The sequence below is a fragment of the Xanthobacter oligotrophicus genome (assembly GCF_008364685.1).
Lineage (GTDB): Bacteria > Pseudomonadota > Alphaproteobacteria > Rhizobiales > Xanthobacteraceae > Xanthobacter > Xanthobacter oligotrophicus.
On record NZ_VTTL01000006.1, the window covers coordinates 22,955 to 38,253 of the forward strand.

Here is a 15,299-nt window from a genome sequence, read left to right on the forward strand (position 1 = left end):
GCTGCTGCCTCCCCCTCCAGCCATTCGCCAGAGATCGCACGGCCCAGATGACCACCCCCTCGTCCGCTTCCCCAGCGTTGCATTCGTCCGCCGCGCAGGGCCATCCCGTCCTCGGCCACCCTGTACATGCCGCGCCGCCGCGCCTGCCGCATGATCTGCGCGGACGCTGGATCGCGCTGCTGTTCGTCGCCTGTTTCGCGCTGGTGGCGGTGCCGATCCTGACGCACCCCCTGCCGCCCCTGTCGGACTATGTGAACCATCTGGCGCGCATGCACGTCATCGCCGCGCTGCCGGACGATCCCGACATCGCGCGCTTCTACTATCTCAAGTGGTCCATCCTGCCGAACGTGATGATGGACCTGATCGTGCCGGTCATCGAGCGGGTCACCGACATCTATACCGCCGGCGAGATCTACACGCTCATGTGCTTCGCCCTCATCGCCGGCGGCACGCTGACGCTCAACCGGGCGCTGTTCGGCATGTGGTCGGCGCTGCCGCTGGTGGCCTTCCCGCTGCTCTACAACGCCATCTTCCTCATCGGCGTGATGAATTATTACTTCGGCATCGGCCTGGCGCTGTTCGCGCTCGCGGCCTGGGCGTTCCTGCGCGACAAGCCGTGGCCGTGGCGGTTCGTCATCTCGACGCTGTTCGTGGTGGCGCTGTTCTTCTGCCACCTGTTCGCGGCGGGGGTGTATGGCGTCGGCCTCCTCGCCTTCGAGCTGGACCGCCTGCGCCAGGGCCACGGCCGGCCGTGGGGGCCGCGGCTTGCCACCTTCGTGGCGGCGGGCCTGCCCTTCCTGCCCATCGTCCCGCTCCTGATCGCCAGCCCCACCTGGGGCCTCAGCACCGAGAATATCTGGGAGCCGCAGGGCAAGGTCGAAGGCCTCGAAATGGTCGTGAACGTCTATTTCGACTTCGTGGCCGTCCTTTTGACCGCCGTGGTGCTGGGGGCAGCCATCTGGGCCGCGCGACACCGCCTGCTCCATGTCCATTCGCTGATGCTGCCGCTGCTCCTGGTGGCCGGGGTGGTCTATCTCGCCATGCCGCGCGTGGTGTTCGCCAGCTACATGGCCGACCAGCGCCTGCCGGTGGCCATCGCCTTCTTCGTGCTCGCGGCCATGCGCGCGGACCTGCGCCATCGCCTGGCCCGGCGCGGCTTCGCGGTGGTGCTGATCCTGCTGCTGGCGGTCCGCGTCGGCGAAGTGCAGGTGGTGTGGGACCGCCTGTCCCAGTGGACGGTGGCGTTCCGCCAGTCGGTGGAGCAGATCAGGCCCGGCTCCCGCATCCTGGTCGCCTATGCCGATGTCAACGGCGGCAACGATCCGCGCGATCTCGGCTTGGTCCATGCCGCCTGCCTCGCCATGATCGAGAAGTCGTCGCTGGTCACCACCGCCTTCGCGGTGAAGGGCAAGCAGATCCTGCGCGTGCACGAGCCCTATCGCAGCCATGTGGACACCGAGGACGGCACCCCGCCCCAGATCGAGCAGCTGCTCGTGACCGAGGAGGAGCCGAGTGCCGACGGCCCGCGCTACTGGGACCTGTGGCCGCAGAACTTCGAATATGTCTATGTGCTCTTCACCGAGCGGGGCGCCCCCAATCCGGACAGCGACCGGCTGAAGCTGGTGTTCGAGGGCGAGCGCTTCCAGCTCTACCAGGTGATCCCGCCCAGCGCCCCGCCGTCCTGAACCGCGGGGGCGTGCCGTCACCCACCGTGCGGTCACTTGGCCGTCACGGGTTCGGTGCAAGGCATGCCCCTTTCCGGTACAGAGCCCCCATGGAAACCGTCTACACCAACGCCCGCCTGATCCTCGACGACGAGGTGATCGACGGCACCCTCACCGTCCGCGACGGCGTCATCGTCGCCGTGGACGCGGGCCGCGCCCATGCGCCATCGGCCATGGACTGCGCGGGAGATTTCATCGCCCCCGGCATCGTCGACCTGCACACCGACGCACTGGAAGGCCATTTCGTGCCGCGCCCCAAGGTGTTCTGGCCGGACGCGCGGGCCGCCGCGCTGGCCCATGACGGCCAGACGGTGGCGAGCGGCATCACCACCGTGTTCGACGCCATCTGCGCCGGTGGCTTCGACCAGGCCAAGGTGGAGCGGCGGGACCTGTTCGAGCTGATGCTGGACGCGGTGGAGGACGGCGCCGGCCTGTTCCGCGCCCACCACCTCGTCCACCTGCGCTGTGAGATGACGGACCCCGACCTGCTGGCGCTGGTGGAACCGGCGCTGGCGCGATCCACCCTCGCCTTCGCCTCCCTCATGGACCACACTCCCGGCGCCCGGCAGTGGCGCAACGTGGACGTGCTGCGCGGCTTTCTCCTCGGCATCGGCAAGGATGCCGGCGAGGCGGAGCGCGAGATCGCCGAGCGCACCGCGCGTGGACGCTCCAACGTGGAGCGCAATTTCGCGCCGCTGGTGGAGATGCTGGCGGCCACCAACCTCGTGCGTGCCAGCCACGACGACACCACGGATGATCACGTGCGCCTCGCCCAGGAGGCCGGCTGCACCGTGAGCGAGTTCCCCACCACCCGCGCGGCCGCCGTCGCGGCGCGGGCGTCGGGGCTTGCCACCATCGGCGGCGCGCCCAACGTGGTGCGCGGCGGCTCCCATTCAGGCGGCGTCGCCATGGGCGCGCTGGCGGGGGAGGGGCTGGTGGATGCCCTCGCTTCCGACTACGTGCCGGCGAGCCTGCTGCAGGCGGCGGTGCGGCTCCATCTCGCCGATGGCCTGACGCTGCCGCGGGCCATGACCCTCGTCACCGGCAATCCGGCCCAGATGGCCGGGCTTGCCGATCGCGGCCGGCTGGCTGAAGGGCTTCGGGCCGACCTGCTGCGCTTCCGCATCGTGGACACGACGCCGGTGGTGCGGCAGGTGATGGTGGACGGCGAGCGGGTGTTCTGAGCGTCCCTGGCCCTAAAACAGGGACGGGACGATGCCCACCGGGAAGCCGGCGAGCTTGAGCGTGCCCGCCTCGAAGCTGAGCGCGAAGGTGGTGCCCTTGCGCCCCTCCACCTCGCCCTGCTTGCCCACCATGGCCAGTGCGCCGACGATGGGCGACACCTCGCGCGGGACCACGCCGGCGCGGTCGAGCCCCTTCACCAGGTCGTTGAGGCCGGCGAAGCCCAGGTCGAGCTTGCCGTTCAGCCGCCCCTGCTGATCCAGCGAGACGGCGCCGGTGGAGGTCACTGCGAGCTTGGGCGAGGTCACCGCGAAGCGCTCCAGCGTCGCCGTGCCGCCAGCCGCCGCCCAGGCCTTGAGGCGCTGGACGACCGGCATGGGGCGCAGGTCCGCCGAGGCGGTGACGGTGCCCTGAAGGGTCATGTCCACCGGGCCGGTGACGCCCAGCGCATTGAGCACGGCGCTCTCCCCGCCGCGCATGCCCGAGGCATAGTCCACCCCGTCGGGCTTGCCGTCCGTGCCGGGGGCGAGGCGGGCATGAAACTCGAACAGGCGGGCCGTGGCGAGGGGTGACGGGGGCGCCCCGGCTGCTCCCGGCTGCTCGATGCGCATGTCGTGGGCCTGCAGCGAGAAGCGCTGCGGCCGCCCGGACAGGTCGCCGACACCGCTCATCTGCAGTAGCGACCAATTGGCCCCATAGGCGCTGCCGGTGTTGAGGTCCTCGACCCGCGCCGGGCCGGCGAACTCGGCGACGATGTGGCTCGGTGCCCACACCTGAGCCACCGCATGGGCGGAGACCGCGGTGAAGCGCATGGCGTCGCCGCCCCGCGTCTCCAGCGTCGGGCTCTGGCAGCGCAGCTCGAAGCGGAACGGGAAGCCGCCGAGGCTACGGTCGGCGCAGCCCCAGATGCGGCCGAGCCGGGCTTCCCGGCCGATCCAGGCATCGATCTCACGCTGGGCGCGGTCCGCCGCATAGAACCACAGGCCGCTCCAGATCACGGCCAAGATCACCACGAGCGTGACCGGAACGATGACGAGCCACGGCTTGCGGCGGGGAGGAAGGGCGTCGGTGGCGGTCATGAACGTCCCTGGGAAGTGGCGGCCGTCGGAGCCGCCGTGCGGATCCATGCCGCGCAACAGGCCCCGACGGGTCGGGCAATATCGGTTTGCGCACGCGGGCGGCAGCCTGTTTCGCTCAAGGGCGGACCAGGCGCATGCTTGCGGCGGCAGGTGCCGGCTGTTAGGCGACGGTCTGGGGTTTCTGTCAACGCCCGAGCGCGTCGTGGCGCGGGCGGGCGCGTGTAATGATAACGCATTGAACACACGGTTGGAGCGTCGGGCGCATCCATGGTGGACGAGCAGGGGGCGGGAAAGGGCGGCGGGCCAGCCGGCGTGATGCAGCCCCATTCGGGCGATGTCTGGGTGTTCGCCTATGGCTCGCTCATGTGGAATCCCGGCTTTGCCTTCGCCGAGCGGTGCGAGGCGCGGCTCACCGGCGCGCACCGGACCCTGTGTGTCTATTCGTTCCACCATCGCGGCACGCCGGAACAGCCGGGCCTTGTGCTTGGGCTCGATCTGGGAGGCTCCTGCCGGGGTATCGCCTATCGCGTCGCCGCAGCGGACTGGCCGCAGACCCACGCCTACCTCACCGAGCGGGAGCAGATTTCCGGCGTCTATCGCGAGGTGACACGCCGCATCAGCCTGCTGGACGGATCAGGTCGCGAGGCGCCGGCGGTGGCCTATCTGGTGAACCGCGCCCATCCCCAATATGCCCGCGGCCTGACCCTGCAGGACCAGCTTCACCTGGTACGACGCTCCCACGGCAAGTCGGGGCCGAACACGGATTATGTGGTCGCCACCGTGAAGGCGCTGGAGGGCCTCGGCATCCGCGACGCGGCGCTCGCCTTCATCGTCCACCACCTGGCGGGCGGCCATGGCGCACCGGCGGACCTGCCGGCGGACGACGAGAAGACGCTGCCCTGAGGGCTGGTCACCTCGTGGGACGGCGAGGCGGCGCGGGTTCTGCCCTTAGCTTGACTGAAGCACCGTCGACTCCCTCGCCCGCTTGCGGGGGAGGGCTCACCGGGGTGTCCGGTCGCAGCAGCAGACTTTCAAACTGACACATCTCCGCCGTTCAGGCTTGACGAACGGCAAAGCCGCGAGATCGCCTTTCGCGCCCTCAGGCGGCGTGGCGACGGTCGTTGCGGCAGCGGGGCAGGCCGGTGGAGCGGGGGGCCGAAAGGACGGCGCCGCGGTCCATGAGGCGGCGCAGCGTAGGCGCGCCCTCCTCGCCGAAGACGTGGATATGGATTTCATCCCCGCGCGTGCGCAGCGCGGCATTGCGCGCGGCTTCGCCCGCGGGGCCGGCCCACATGGCGATGGCGCCGGCGGGCGTGCGCCGGGTGACCACCGCAAGGGCGTCGGGATAGTCGGGTGCGGCGTCGGCGGGGTAGACGGAAAACACATGACGCACGCCGTTCTCGTCGCGCCAAAAGCGGTAGCGCGAGCCGAGGCCGTGCTTCAAACCGTTGAGGTTGCCGGCATCCACAAGGGGGACGAGGAGCGAATCAGTTGCGTTCATGAGAACGAAACTAGAACGATATCGGGCCCTCGATCAAGAGTTTTCCACAGGCGGTGGAAAACGGGGATCGGGCAGGGTTTCCGGGGGCCGCCGCACGTCGTCGGGGGCTGCCGTACCCAGGTCATCCAGTCCCTCGGCGAGGAGGCGGTTGCTGGCGGTTTCGATGTCGTGTTCGAGGCGCGCCATGAAGGCGGCGCGGCCGAGGCCTGGGGGGATCGGCTCCAGCACTTCGACCAGGATGGTCCCCGGTCGCAGGATGAAGGCCCGTCGCCGCCAGCACAGCCCGGAATTGAGGGCGACGGGCAGGCAAGGCACCTTCAGGGTGGAATAGAGATAGGCGACGCCGAACTTGTAGTCCGGCGGCGCGCCGGGGGGGCGCCGCGTGCCCTCCGGGAAGATCAGGATCTGCCGGCCCTCGGCCATGTCGGCCTGCGCCCGCCGGGTCATGGTCTTAAGCGCGGCCGTGCCGCCCTTGCGGTCGACGGGGATCATGCGCAGCTTCGCGGCGAGCCACCCGAACAAGGGGATCCGCATCAGTTCCTGCTTCAGGATGAAGGCGGGGTCGCGGAACAGCGGCAAGAGCGCGAACGTCTCCCAAGCCGACTGGTGCTTGGCGGCGATCAGCAATGGCCCCTGCGGGATGCGCTCCAGCCCGCGAAACTCGGCGCGGATACCCACCAGCACGCGCAGCAGCACGCGGTTGGTGGCGACCCACCACAACGCGCCGAACTTCCAGAGCAGCCGGCGCGGCAAAATCGGGATGAGGGGCATCAGGACAATCAGATAAAGGGTCGTGATCCCGTAGAACGCCACCTGGAAGAGCAGCGAGCGGAAGGCCGTGAGGACGCCGGTCACAAGGGTCTCCAGTCGCTTGGGTCCGTTTTACCTGAGCCTGTGGCCCGCCGGGCGACGGGTGTCGGGTGACGGATCGGGCAGGCGCGGCCACCTGATCGGCGATCCCGCGGCCAAACTCAAGAGTGGAGCGCCGCAATCAGGGCGAAAGACGCGCCTCCGCCGGCCGGAAGCCGGCGCCGGTGGTGGGAATGGGCGTGGGGGTGATGCGGAGCGTGGCCGGGGCGACCGAGGCAGGAGGCGCCGGACGCGGGGCCTCGCCGGCGCCTGCCACCGCCTGCGCCGGGCGGATCTTCACCGTGGCCATGACGAACTTGAGGTATTCTTTCACCAGCAGATTCAGCGTGCCGGGATCGCTCCACCAGCTTTCCGGCTGGGTGCGGGTGGTGACGACAGGATAGGATACCAGTTCAACGTCCGGCAGCGCGCGGCCCAGCTCCATCATGGCGCGGGGCATGTGCCAGGAGGAGGTGACCACCACCAGCGAGCGGAAGCGCTTCTCCCGCGCCCATTCCGCCGCCTCCAGCGCGTTGCCGCGGGTGTTCAGCGCCTTGTGGCCGAGATCGATGCAGCAGCCCAGCAGATGCTCGCCGTCCGGCAGGGCGCGGCGCATCTCGTCCATGGAGGTGGCGGGATTGACGCCGGTGATCAGCAGCCGCCGTCCGCGTCCGTCGGCCAGCAGGCCCACCGCATCCACGATGCGCGACGGCCCGCCGGTGAGCACCACGATGGCGTCGGCGGAGCGCACCGCCGCCGGCTCGCGGGCGGCGATCTGCGCGGTGAAGGCCAGGAATCCCGCGGCCGCGGCCACGCCGGCGAGGCCCGTCAGCAGCACCAGGGCGACGGCGAGGCGGCGCAGAAGGCTGCGCGGGCGGGTCGGGGTTTGCGCCCGCGCGCCCGTCCTCCCTGTCGCGGACTGCTTCTGCCGCACCGCTCTGCGCCCGGTGTTGGACATGGTCATGAAGCGAAGAATGCCCGTGGAATGCGGCGGAGGCGAGGAAGACCGCAGCCGGCCGGCCCGTCCTGCTCCCGCCGGGCGCATTTCATTGGATCGTCCTCAACGTCCGGTAAACGGTGACACGGGAGGTGAGGGCGGTTGCCAGTGCCACCACCGCCACCGCCACCGCGATGCCGAGAAAGCCCCACAGGCCGGGATTGAGCCAGCTCACCACGGTTGGCAGCTCCGGATCGCCGCCAAGGCCGAGCTGCGGCAGCGCGGCGATGGCGCCGAATACCGCCGCCGCGCCGAGCCCGCCGATCAGCCCGCCCTGGGTGCCGATCTTCAGGAAATGGCGCTGGAACTGGGCGGCGATGAAGCCGTCCCGCGCGCCGACGAAATGCAGCACCTCCACCACCGCCCGGTTGGTGGCCACCGCCGCGCGGGTGGCGAACACCACCGACAGCACGGTGGCGAGGCCCACCAGCACCAGCATCACCACGCCGATGAGCATCACCGCGTCGGTCACCGCCACCAGGCGCCGCGACCAGCCGCGATGATCGTCCAGGGAGGCGGTGGGGATCTTGTCGGTGAGGGTACGCTTCAGCCGGGCAAGGTCGGCGGTGCCCGCGCCGTCGAGGCGCAGCACCACCACGCGGGGCACCGGCAGGTCGTTGAGGTCGAGGCCGGAGCCCAGCCACGGTTCCAGCAGGCGCGAGGTCTCCTCGCCGGTGAGGATGTGGGCGTCGGCGATGCCGGGGGTTTTACGCGCGATGTCGGCGGCGGCCTGCACCTGCGCGTCGGTCGAGGCCTTGTCGCCGGCGCGGATCTGGATGGTGACTTCCCGCGTCACGTCCGAGCGCCACTGGCTGGCGGTGCCGCGTACCGCCACCGCCGAGCCGATGGTGATGGCGGCCAGAAAGGTCATGATGGCCACTACCGCCACCAGCGCCCGCCCGGCAATGGTGGCGGAGGGCACGATGGAGGTGGGCTGGCGCGCCTTTTCCGCCCGGGGCTTGGCGGGCTGGGATTTGGCGGCCCGCGCCGGATCGCCCGGCACGGCGGCGGCCGGCGGCTTGCCAACGGGGGCGGCGTCATTCGTAGACATAGAGGCGCCCGTCGGCGATCACGAGGCGGCGGGCGTCGTACTGGTCCATGAGCGCGATGTCATGGGTGGCCAGCAGCACCGACGTGCCGGACTTGTTGAGTTCGATGAACAGGCGCAGCAGCCGGCGGGCGAGCGTCGGGTCCACATTGCCCGTGGGCTCGTCGGCGAGCAGGAATTCCGGCCGGCCGATGAGGGCGCGGGCGATGGCGGCACGCTGCTTCTCGCCGCCGGAGAGGATGGGCGGCAGCACATGCATGCGGTCGCCGAGGCCTACCCAGCCCAGAAGCTCGGTCACCTCGGCGCGGTAGCTCGCCTCCTCCTTGCCGAGCACGCGCAGGGGCAGCGAGACGTTCTCGTAGGTGGTGAGGTGGTCCAGCAGGCGGAAATCCTGGAACACGATGCCGATGCGCCGGCGCAGCACCGCCACCTCGTCCGGATCGAGGGAGGAGACGTCCCGCCCGAACAGGGTGATGAGCCCGCGCGTGGGCTTCAGCGACAGGAACAGCAGGCGCATGAGCGTGGTCTTGCCGGCGCCCGAGGGGCCGGTGAGAAACTGGAACGAATTGGGCTGGATGCCAAAGGACACGTCCTTCAGCACTTCCTGTCCCATCCCGTATCTCAGGCCGACATTCTCGAACCGGACCAACGCCCCTTCCTTCCCGCGAATCGCCAGTGATGCATGCGGTCCCAACATAAACGAAGCGCGCCGCCCCGCCACCGGCTGGGACTGTGGGTGTCGGGGACCAGGCCGACGATCCGGGCGTCGTCCCGCTCCCGCCCGAGGGGAGGGCTGTCAGCGCTTCCCGGGGTCGGCCGGGATAGGGTCGCGACGGCCTGCGCCGATGCGCCCGCCCATGTCCCGCCCATCGTCCGGGTGGACGCCCCGTTCCATAAGGCCCATGCTCGCGCATCTTGCGACGAGGAACCATGACCCTGCCCAACGTCACCGTTCTCTACGACGAGAACCGCATCGCCGCCCGCAACCACTCCCTCGCGGTCGAGATCGCCGCCACCAACCCGGAGCGCCTGCTCGCCGTCGCGGTGCTGAAGGGCTCCTTCATGTTCGCCGCCGACCTGCTGCGCGCGCTGCACGGCTCGGGCCTCGAGCCCGAGGTGGAGTTCATGCACGTGTCCTCCTACCGCGAGGCCACGGTCTCCTCCGGCCAGGTGGAGATCCTGCGGGACGTGCAGAGCGACGTGCGCGACCGCGACGTGCTGCTCATCGACGACATCCTCGAATCAGGCCGTACCCTGGCCTTCGCCAAGGACCTGCTGATGGCGCGCGGGGCGCGGCGGGTGCTGGTGTGCGTGCTGCTGGAGAAGCCCGGCAAGCGCGCGGTGCAGATTGATCCGGACTTCGTGGGCTTCACCTGCCCCGACGTGTTCGTGGTCGGCTACGGCATGGACGTGGCCCACGCCTTCCGCCAGCTGCCCTTCATCGGGCACATCAAGGGGCTGGGGTAAGGCGTCTCTGGAGAGGAGGCCGCCTCACCCGCCCTTCATGCGCGCGGCGATGCGCTGGCCGATCTCATAGGCCCGCTGCTCCAGCAGCACCGGCATCTCGCACACATAGGTGAGGGAACGCGCCCGCTCGTCGAAGATGCGGGCGTCCCAGGTCAGTTGCTCGTCCAGGGTCTTGGTCTCTGCGCTCTCGGCGGGGACGTTGGTCATGACGGCGGTGGCCTTGGCCTGGCTCAGCTTCTCGCCCTCCTCGCGGATGCGGTCGGCGAGGCGCTGCTGGCCGCGGGCATAGCGCTCGATGCCGTGCATGACGCGGCTGCGCTCGGTGTTGATGATCTCGTAGGTGCCCGCCATCACCCGCAGCAGCCGGGTGTTGGCCTCTGCCCCCGCCTCTCGCGCGAACAGCTGCAGCACCACGTCCACCTCGTCCATGGGGGTGCGGCGGGAGGCGATCCGCTGGGCGACGGTGGCGGCCTCCTGGTCGTCGGTCCATTTGCCGGCGGTGGCGGGGTCCGGCCCGTTCCACACCTGGGCGAGGTCGATCTCCGGCGCCTTGCGCTGGATGCACGGCCAATCCGGGTCGGCCTTGGGCTGGGCCAGCGCCGGCAGGGAGGCGGCCAGAAGCAGGCCGGCGGCGATGAGGGGGAGCGAAACGGAGCGCATCACGCGGCTTCTCCTTTGGGACCGCCACGCCGCCCCATGATGCCGCGCCCGGGATCATAGGCGACGACGGCGAGGGCGAAGAACACGATGGTGGTGCCGAGCACGACGGCGAAGGAGACCGGCTCGAACACGCCGTAGAGCGCGTTGCGCACCAGCTCCACCGCATGGGTGAAGGGATTGATCATGCAGACCAGGTAGAGCGTCTCGCTTGCGTCGCGCACGCGCCACAGGGGGTAGAGGGCGGACGAGGCGAAGAACATGGGGAAGATGACGAAGTTCATCACGCTGGCGAAATTCTCCAGCTGCCGGATCAGCGAGGAGATGACCAGCCCGATGGAGCCCAGCATCAGCCCGGTGAGGATGAAGGCCGGCAGCGCCGCCAGATAGCCCATGGGCGGCATCTCCACCTCCCACAGCCGGGCGATGGCGAGGAACACGTAGACCTGCGCCAGCGACACCACCACGCCGGCCACCAGCTTCGACAGCAGCAGATACCAGCGCGGGAACGGGCTGGTGAGCAGCACCCGCATGGAGCCCACCTCCCGATCGTAGACCATGGAGAGGGAGGACTGCATGCCGTTGAACAGCTGGATCATCACCGCGAGGCCCGGCGTCACATAGACCTCGTAGAGCACATAGGTCTCGTAGGGCGGGATGATGGACACCCCCAGCACGCTGCGGAAGCCGGCGGCGAAGATGAAGAGCCACACCAGCGGCCGCACCAGGGCCGAGAGGAAGCGCTCCTTCTGCTGCACGAAGCGCAGCAGCTCGCGGTTCACGATCCCGCCAAGGCACACCGCGTGGCCGGCCAAGCCCAGCGGGCGGACGATCGGGTGGGCAATGGGGCGGGGCGGCAGCGCGGTGTCGCTCATGCTGTCGTCCTCATGCGGCATCCTCGGCACGGGCCGCCGTCATGGCGCGGAAGGCGGCTTCCAGCGCGGCCGTAGCGCCCTCCGGAGCAGGTTCCTCCATGGGGCGGGCGGGCGCGAGATGCGCGCCGGCCACTTCACCCGCCGTGCCGTGGGCGATGATGCGGCCCTTGTCGAGCACGTAGATGTCGTCCTGCGGGTGCACCTCGTCGAAGATGTGGGTGGCCCACAGCACCGCGAGGCCCTCCTCGGCCACCAGCCGGCGCACGATGTCCACGATGGCGGCGCGGGAGGCAAGGTCGAGGCCCACGGTGGCCTCGTCCAGCAGCAGCAGGCGCGGGCGGTGGATGAGGGCGCGGGCGATCTCCACCCGCCGCGCCTGCCCGCCGGAGAGGGTGCGCACCTTCTCGTTCAGCCGGTCGGCAAGGCCCACCAGATGCAGCAGCGCCGAGATGCGGGCCTTCAGAGGCCGTCCGGAGAGGCCGTGCAGGGCGCCGTGGTAGGCGAGGTTCTGGTTCACCGTCAGGTCGAGGTCCAGTGTCCGGTTCTGGAACACCACCCCCAGCTCCGCCAGCGCCGCCGAGGGGCTTGTGGCCAGGTCGCGGCCGAAGATGCGCACGGCGCCCTCGCGTGTGCTGTAGAGCCGCGTCGCCAGCGAGAACAAGGTGGTCTTGCCCGCGCCGTTGGGCCCGAGCAGCGCCACAAAGCGGCCCGCCGGCACGGCCAGCGACACGTCGTTAAGCGCCAGCCTTTTGCCGAAGGCGTGGCTGACCGCGCGGATTTCCAGCGCCGGCGCTTCCTGATGGTTCATGCCGCCTCTCCGGGCCGTGCCGGATTCAACCCTCGCACCTATTGGGGCGAGACCACAACGCCCCACGGGGCACCGCCCACCTTGATGGATTTCACCACCTTCAGCTCGGGCACGTCGATGACGGAGACATCGTTGGAATTGCCGTTGGTGGTGAACAGCAGCTTCTCGTCCGGAGTGAAGGCGAGCTGCCACACCCTCTGGCCCACGAGGAGATACTTTTCCACCTCGAAGGTCTCGGCATTCACCACCGCCACCCGGTTGGCCGGGCCGAGCGCCACGAAGGCGCGCTTGCCGTCCTTGGTGATGCGGATGCCCACGGGCTGGATGGATTCCTTGGAGACGCCGGGGATCTTGAAGTCGATCTTCCGGATGATCTGGCGGGTCTGCGGATCGATCACCGAGACCGTGCCGCCCACTTCCGCCGACACCCAAAGGCGCTTGCCGTCGGCGGAGAATTCGGCGAAGCGCGGGCGCGCGTCCACCAGCACGTTGCCGATGATCTTGTTGGTCCTGGTGTCGATGAAATGGGCCATGTTGGTGGTTTCGGAGGTGGCCACCAGGGTGTTCCCGTCCGGGCTCACCGCCATGCCTTCCGGCTCGGTGCCCACCGGCACCTGGGCGACGACCTTGTTGGCCTCCACGTCGAGCACGGTGACCTGGTTGTCGTCCTCGTTGGCGATGTAGAGCGGGTTGCCGGTGGGATGCAGCGCGAACAGTTCCGGATCGGGACCGGACTTCAGCTTGCGCAGGATCTTCAGGCTGGCGGGATCGATCACCTGCACCGCGTGATCGTCGCTGGCGCAGACATAGACCGCCTTGCCGTCCGGGCTGATGGTGATGCCGCGCGGGCGCCGGCCCACTTTCACCGTCTGCTTCACCTCCAGCGTGGTGGAATCGATCACGCTGATGGTGTTGCCCTTCTCGTTGGACACATAGACCGTGTAGGCGGACGCAGCATCGGCGGCGACCAGCGCGGCGGCGCCTGCGAGCAGCGCTGCAAGCCGTCGGGGACGAAGAAGGGTCATCAAACGTGTCCTCCCGGACGGTGGCGCTTTTCGCGCCTTGTCATTTCAGGCGGCGTCATTTCAGGTGGCATCTGGATTCGCCCTCGTCAGTGCCGAGGGTATCGAGGGGGGTGCGCTGGTGCAGGAAGCCGTCTTCCGGCGCCACCGAGACGATGTCGAGGGGCTGGGCGATGAGCAGCGGCTGGCGCAGTTGCTGGTCCCACGGCCGGATGCTCACCGGCACGCCCTTGAAGGCGGCGAGGCTGAAATCCGGCGTCCGCAGGAAGGCGGCGAGGGTGGCGGGGTCGGCGCTCTTGGTGCGGGTGGTCGCCTCTCCGATCATGCGCGCGGCGACCCAGGCCTGGTAGTCCGCCGGCCGCATGGTGCGGGAGGCCGAGCGAAGGAAGCGGCTCTGCAATTGCGCCGAGCCCCAGGCATCCTGCGCCGGATGCCAGGTGGAGGCGGTGAGGCCCTGCGTGCCCACCACGAGGCGCGGCTCGTAGGTGCGGAACGGGATGTAGGTGCCGAAATCGTTGGCCTCGTCCGCCACCACGATCACGTCTGCGTCCACGCCCCGGCTGAAGACGAGGGCGTCGGAACGGGTGATGCTGTCGGAGCGCTCGCGCCCCAGCGGGCCGAAGGTCCAGGGCTTGTCGGCGACGATCTTCAGCCCGAACTTCTTCGCCGAGCGGCGCAGGGCCTCGGCATAGAGGGCGTCCGCCGGCTGCGGGCCGGTGATGAGGAAGAGCTTGGTCCAGCGTTTGCTGGCGAGGAACTGCATCAGGGCGTCGGTGAGCATGGCGCGGCTCGGTGCCACGTGGAACACGTTGGCCCGGCAATCCTGCGCGCGCAGCGCATCGTCGGTGGCGCCCACGTTGAAGAGGACGGCGCCCTTGTCCTTCACCGCGTCGGCCACCTTGAGCAGCTCGGCGCCGGGCAGGTTGATGATGAGGAGGCGCGTGCCGTTCGCCACCAGGGTGCGGGCGGCCTCCGCCGGGTCCTCGTCCTCGGCCAGCGTGGTGGTCTCAAGGGCGAAGCTCTGGCCGGTGAAGAGGCCGGTGGTGGTGTTGTCCTTCAGCGCCAGTTCCGCGCCAGCCACGGCCTCGTCTTCCGGCACCGCGAGGAGATCATAAAGCGGCGGCGGTGGCACGGCGCGGGTGATGAGGCCGATGCGGATCTCGAGCGGCTTCGCCTCAGCTGGCGCCGTGGCATCCGCCGCCGGCTGCTGCGCCTGCGCCACATTCAGGCACAGAGGCGCCGCCGCGAGCAGCGCGGCCGGGAGCAGCAGGCGGGCAACGCGGGTCAGCATGGGGCCAAAATCAGCATCGGTTCAGCACGGTCCGGGCGATCGTCCGTCGAAGAGGCGAAGATCTAGACACCATCGTCTGAGGGGTGCAACCGAATAGATCTAAGAAAACAATAAGATGTTCCCGGCTTGCCACGCGCGGTGCGGCTGTGACACCCTGAACCGGAAAAGGTTGACGCCATGTGGTGTGCTTACAAGGGTCTTCAAACCGCCCGGCGTGTCGGCGCGGGCCTTGCCGTTGCGTTGGCCATCTCTTGGGCCTTCGCCGGGGTTCTCGTCTGCGGGCCGGCGGCGGCTGCCGGCGTGCCAACGGCCGTGTTCGGCTTCGAGTTCTTCGACGACACCCTGGACACCCGGCCCGAGGTGCAGGCCGAGCAGGCGGCGCGCCTGAAGCTGGTGAATGCGGAGCTGGCCCGCCTCATCGCCGAATCCGGCGAGATGGCGCCGGTGGACCTTCAGGGCGAGGCCGCCCGCATCGCCGAGCTCGCGCCCTTCTACAAGTGCAACGGTTGCGAGGAGGAAATCGCCGGCGCCGCTGGCGCCCGGCTCGAGGTCCTCGGCATGGTGCGCAAGCTTTCCAATCTCATCCTCACGTTCACGATCCGGGTGAAGGAGGTGGGCGGGGCGGAGAAGGTGGTGCGCGGCGGGCAGGTGGACATCCGCGGCAACACTGACGAATCGTGGCTGCGCGGGGTGCGCTATTTGATGAAAAACCGCATCCTGGCCCCGGGGCAGCCGCCCCTCGACCCCAGATAGCGCCGTCGCCCGCCGGCGGGCGCCTTTGCACAAGACTACGGCCCGG

16 protein-coding genes are annotated in these 15,299 nt (G+C 69.5%); 5 read left to right on the forward strand and 11 right to left on the reverse strand.

Translation table 11 applies throughout. The annotated features are described in order from the left end of the window. Window positions 1-47: 47 nt before the first annotated feature. Together FZ033_RS10975 and FZ033_RS10980 are read left to right on the forward strand one after the other, a co-directional pair. Window positions 48-1,685 (forward strand): hypothetical protein, encoded by a 1,638-nt coding sequence (locus tag FZ033_RS10975; protein ID WP_149576196.1) that lies wholly within the window; start codon window positions 48-50, stop codon window positions 1,683-1,685. An 89-nt stretch (window positions 1,686-1,774) separates the two neighbouring features. After that, window positions 1,775-2,908: an alpha-D-ribose 1-methylphosphonate 5-triphosphate diphosphatase gene (locus tag FZ033_RS10980; protein ID WP_149576197.1), complete on the forward strand. Its 1,134-nt coding sequence runs from the start codon at window positions 1,775-1,777 to the stop codon at window positions 2,906-2,908. Between the two features lie 12 nt (window positions 2,909-2,920). Here the strand turns inward: FZ033_RS10980 and FZ033_RS10985 are convergent, their stop codons facing one another. After that, on the reverse strand, window positions 2,921-3,985 hold the full coding sequence (locus FZ033_RS10985; RefSeq protein WP_188079433.1) for a DUF2125 domain-containing protein: 1,065 nt from the start codon (window positions 3,983-3,985) through the stop codon (window positions 2,921-2,923). Window positions 3,986-4,300: 315 nt separating this feature from the next. Here FZ033_RS10985 and FZ033_RS10990 point away from each other — a divergent pair, with 315 nt between their 5' ends. Further along, window positions 4,301-4,888, forward strand: a complete 588-nt coding sequence (locus tag FZ033_RS10990; protein WP_149576460.1) for a gamma-glutamylcyclotransferase — start codon at window positions 4,301-4,303, stop codon at window positions 4,886-4,888. Window positions 4,889-5,084: 196 nt separating this feature from the next. Here FZ033_RS10990 and FZ033_RS10995 read toward each other — a convergent pair whose 3' ends face one another. The 5 genes from FZ033_RS10995 to ftsE form a co-directional block, all read right to left on the reverse strand. Then, a complete protein-coding gene (locus FZ033_RS10995) occupies window positions 5,085-5,486 on the reverse strand; it encodes a hypothetical protein (protein WP_149576199.1) in 402 nt (133 codons plus the stop codon). A 33-nt stretch (window positions 5,487-5,519) separates the two neighbouring features. Continuing rightward, window positions 5,520-6,341 carry a lysophospholipid acyltransferase family protein gene (locus tag FZ033_RS11000; RefSeq protein ID WP_188079434.1) on the reverse strand — a complete coding sequence of 274 codons (822 nt, stop codon included), beginning with the start codon at window positions 6,339-6,341 and terminating at the stop codon, window positions 5,520-5,522. Between the two features lie 136 nt (window positions 6,342-6,477). Beyond that, on the reverse strand, window positions 6,478-7,299 hold the full coding sequence (locus FZ033_RS11005; protein ID WP_232847439.1) for a YdcF family protein: 822 nt from the start codon (window positions 7,297-7,299) through the stop codon (window positions 6,478-6,480). 82 nt (window positions 7,300-7,381) lie between these two features. Next, a complete protein-coding gene (locus FZ033_RS11010; protein WP_149576200.1) occupies window positions 7,382-8,383 on the reverse strand; it encodes a cell division protein FtsX in 1,002 nt (333 codons plus the stop codon). After that, window positions 8,370-9,029, reverse strand: a complete 660-nt coding sequence (ftsE, locus tag FZ033_RS11015; protein ID WP_041574975.1) for a cell division ATP-binding protein FtsE — start codon at window positions 9,027-9,029, stop codon at window positions 8,370-8,372. Before ftsE ends, FZ033_RS11010 begins: the two co-directional genes overlap by 14 nt. A gap of 281 nt (window positions 9,030-9,310) precedes the next feature. Between ftsE and hpt the strand changes: the two genes are divergently transcribed. Continuing rightward, window positions 9,311-9,847 carry a hypoxanthine phosphoribosyltransferase gene (hpt, locus tag FZ033_RS11020; protein WP_149576201.1) on the forward strand — a complete coding sequence of 179 codons (537 nt, stop codon included), beginning with the start codon at window positions 9,311-9,313 and terminating at the stop codon, window positions 9,845-9,847. Between the two features lie 24 nt (window positions 9,848-9,871). Here the strand turns inward: hpt and FZ033_RS11025 are convergent, their stop codons facing one another. The 5 genes from FZ033_RS11025 to FZ033_RS11045 are packed head-to-tail and all read right to left on the reverse strand — an operon-like array spanning window position 9,872 to window position 14,500. Continuing rightward, on the reverse strand, window positions 9,872-10,507 hold the full coding sequence (locus tag FZ033_RS11025; RefSeq protein ID WP_269152265.1) for a hypothetical protein: 636 nt from the start codon (window positions 10,505-10,507) through the stop codon (window positions 9,872-9,874). Then, the gene (locus FZ033_RS11030; RefSeq protein WP_149576203.1) at window positions 10,507-11,379 is read right to left on the reverse strand and encodes an ABC transporter permease; all 873 of its coding nucleotides are present in this window, start codon (window positions 11,377-11,379) and stop codon (window positions 10,507-10,509) included. The genes FZ033_RS11025 and FZ033_RS11030 overlap by 1 nt, the downstream gene beginning before the upstream one ends. Window positions 11,380-11,389: 10 nt before the next feature. Further along, complete coding sequence (locus tag FZ033_RS11035) at window positions 11,390-12,187, reverse strand: ABC transporter ATP-binding protein (protein WP_149576204.1); 798 nt, start codon at window positions 12,185-12,187, stop codon at window positions 11,390-11,392. Between the two features lie 38 nt (window positions 12,188-12,225). Continuing rightward, a complete protein-coding gene (locus FZ033_RS11040; protein WP_149576205.1) occupies window positions 12,226-13,212 on the reverse strand; it encodes a YVTN family beta-propeller repeat protein in 987 nt (328 codons plus the stop codon). A 55-nt stretch (window positions 13,213-13,267) separates the two neighbouring features. Beyond that, window positions 13,268-14,500, reverse strand: a complete 1,233-nt coding sequence (locus FZ033_RS11045; protein WP_149576206.1) for an ABC transporter substrate-binding protein — start codon at window positions 14,498-14,500, stop codon at window positions 13,268-13,270. A 177-nt stretch (window positions 14,501-14,677) separates the two neighbouring features. Between FZ033_RS11045 and FZ033_RS11050 the strand changes: the two genes are divergently transcribed. Continuing rightward, entirely contained in the window at window positions 14,678-15,253 is a 576-nt protein-coding gene (locus tag FZ033_RS11050; RefSeq protein ID WP_149576207.1) for a DUF3280 domain-containing protein, read from the forward strand. Window positions 15,254-15,299 lie beyond the last annotated feature (46 nt).

Excerpts from the sequence above, each read along its gene's own strand:
- FZ033_RS10975 (WP_149576196.1), top strand. The coding sequence starts at position 48 with ATGACCACCCCCTCGTCCGCTTCCCCAGCGTTGCATTCGTCCGCCGCG.
- FZ033_RS10980 (WP_149576197.1), top strand. The coding sequence starts at position 1,775 with ATGGAAACCGTCTACACCAACGCCCGCCTGATCCTCGACGACGAGGTG.
- FZ033_RS10985 (WP_188079433.1), bottom strand. The coding sequence starts at position 3,985 with ATGACCGCCACCGACGCCCTTCCTCCCCGCCGCAAGCCGTGGCTCGTC.
- FZ033_RS10990 (WP_149576460.1), top strand. The coding sequence starts at position 4,301 with ATGCAGCCCCATTCGGGCGATGTCTGGGTGTTCGCCTATGGCTCGCTC.
- FZ033_RS10995 (WP_149576199.1), bottom strand. The coding sequence starts at position 5,486 with ATGAACGCAACTGATTCGCTCCTCGTCCCCCTTGTGGATGCCGGCAAC.
- FZ033_RS11005 (WP_232847439.1), bottom strand. The coding sequence starts at position 7,299 with ATGACCATGTCCAACACCGGGCGCAGAGCGGTGCGGCAGAAGCAGTCC.
- FZ033_RS11010 (WP_149576200.1), bottom strand. The coding sequence starts at position 8,383 with ATGTCTACGAATGACGCCGCCCCCGTTGGCAAGCCGCCGGCCGCCGCC.
- hpt (WP_149576201.1), top strand. The coding sequence starts at position 9,311 with ATGACCCTGCCCAACGTCACCGTTCTCTACGACGAGAACCGCATCGCC.
- FZ033_RS11025 (WP_269152265.1), bottom strand. The coding sequence starts at position 10,507 with ATGCGCTCCGTTTCGCTCCCCCTCATCGCCGCCGGCCTGCTTCTGGCC.
- FZ033_RS11030 (WP_149576203.1), bottom strand. The coding sequence starts at position 11,379 with ATGAGCGACACCGCGCTGCCGCCCCGCCCCATTGCCCACCCGATCGTC.
- FZ033_RS11035 (WP_149576204.1), bottom strand. The coding sequence starts at position 12,187 with ATGAACCATCAGGAAGCGCCGGCGCTGGAAATCCGCGCGGTCAGCCAC.
- FZ033_RS11040 (WP_149576205.1), bottom strand. The coding sequence starts at position 13,212 with ATGACCCTTCTTCGTCCCCGACGGCTTGCAGCGCTGCTCGCAGGCGCC.
- FZ033_RS11045 (WP_149576206.1), bottom strand. The coding sequence starts at position 14,500 with ATGCTGACCCGCGTTGCCCGCCTGCTGCTCCCGGCCGCGCTGCTCGCG.
- FZ033_RS11050 (WP_149576207.1), top strand. The coding sequence starts at position 14,678 with ATGTGGTGTGCTTACAAGGGTCTTCAAACCGCCCGGCGTGTCGGCGCG.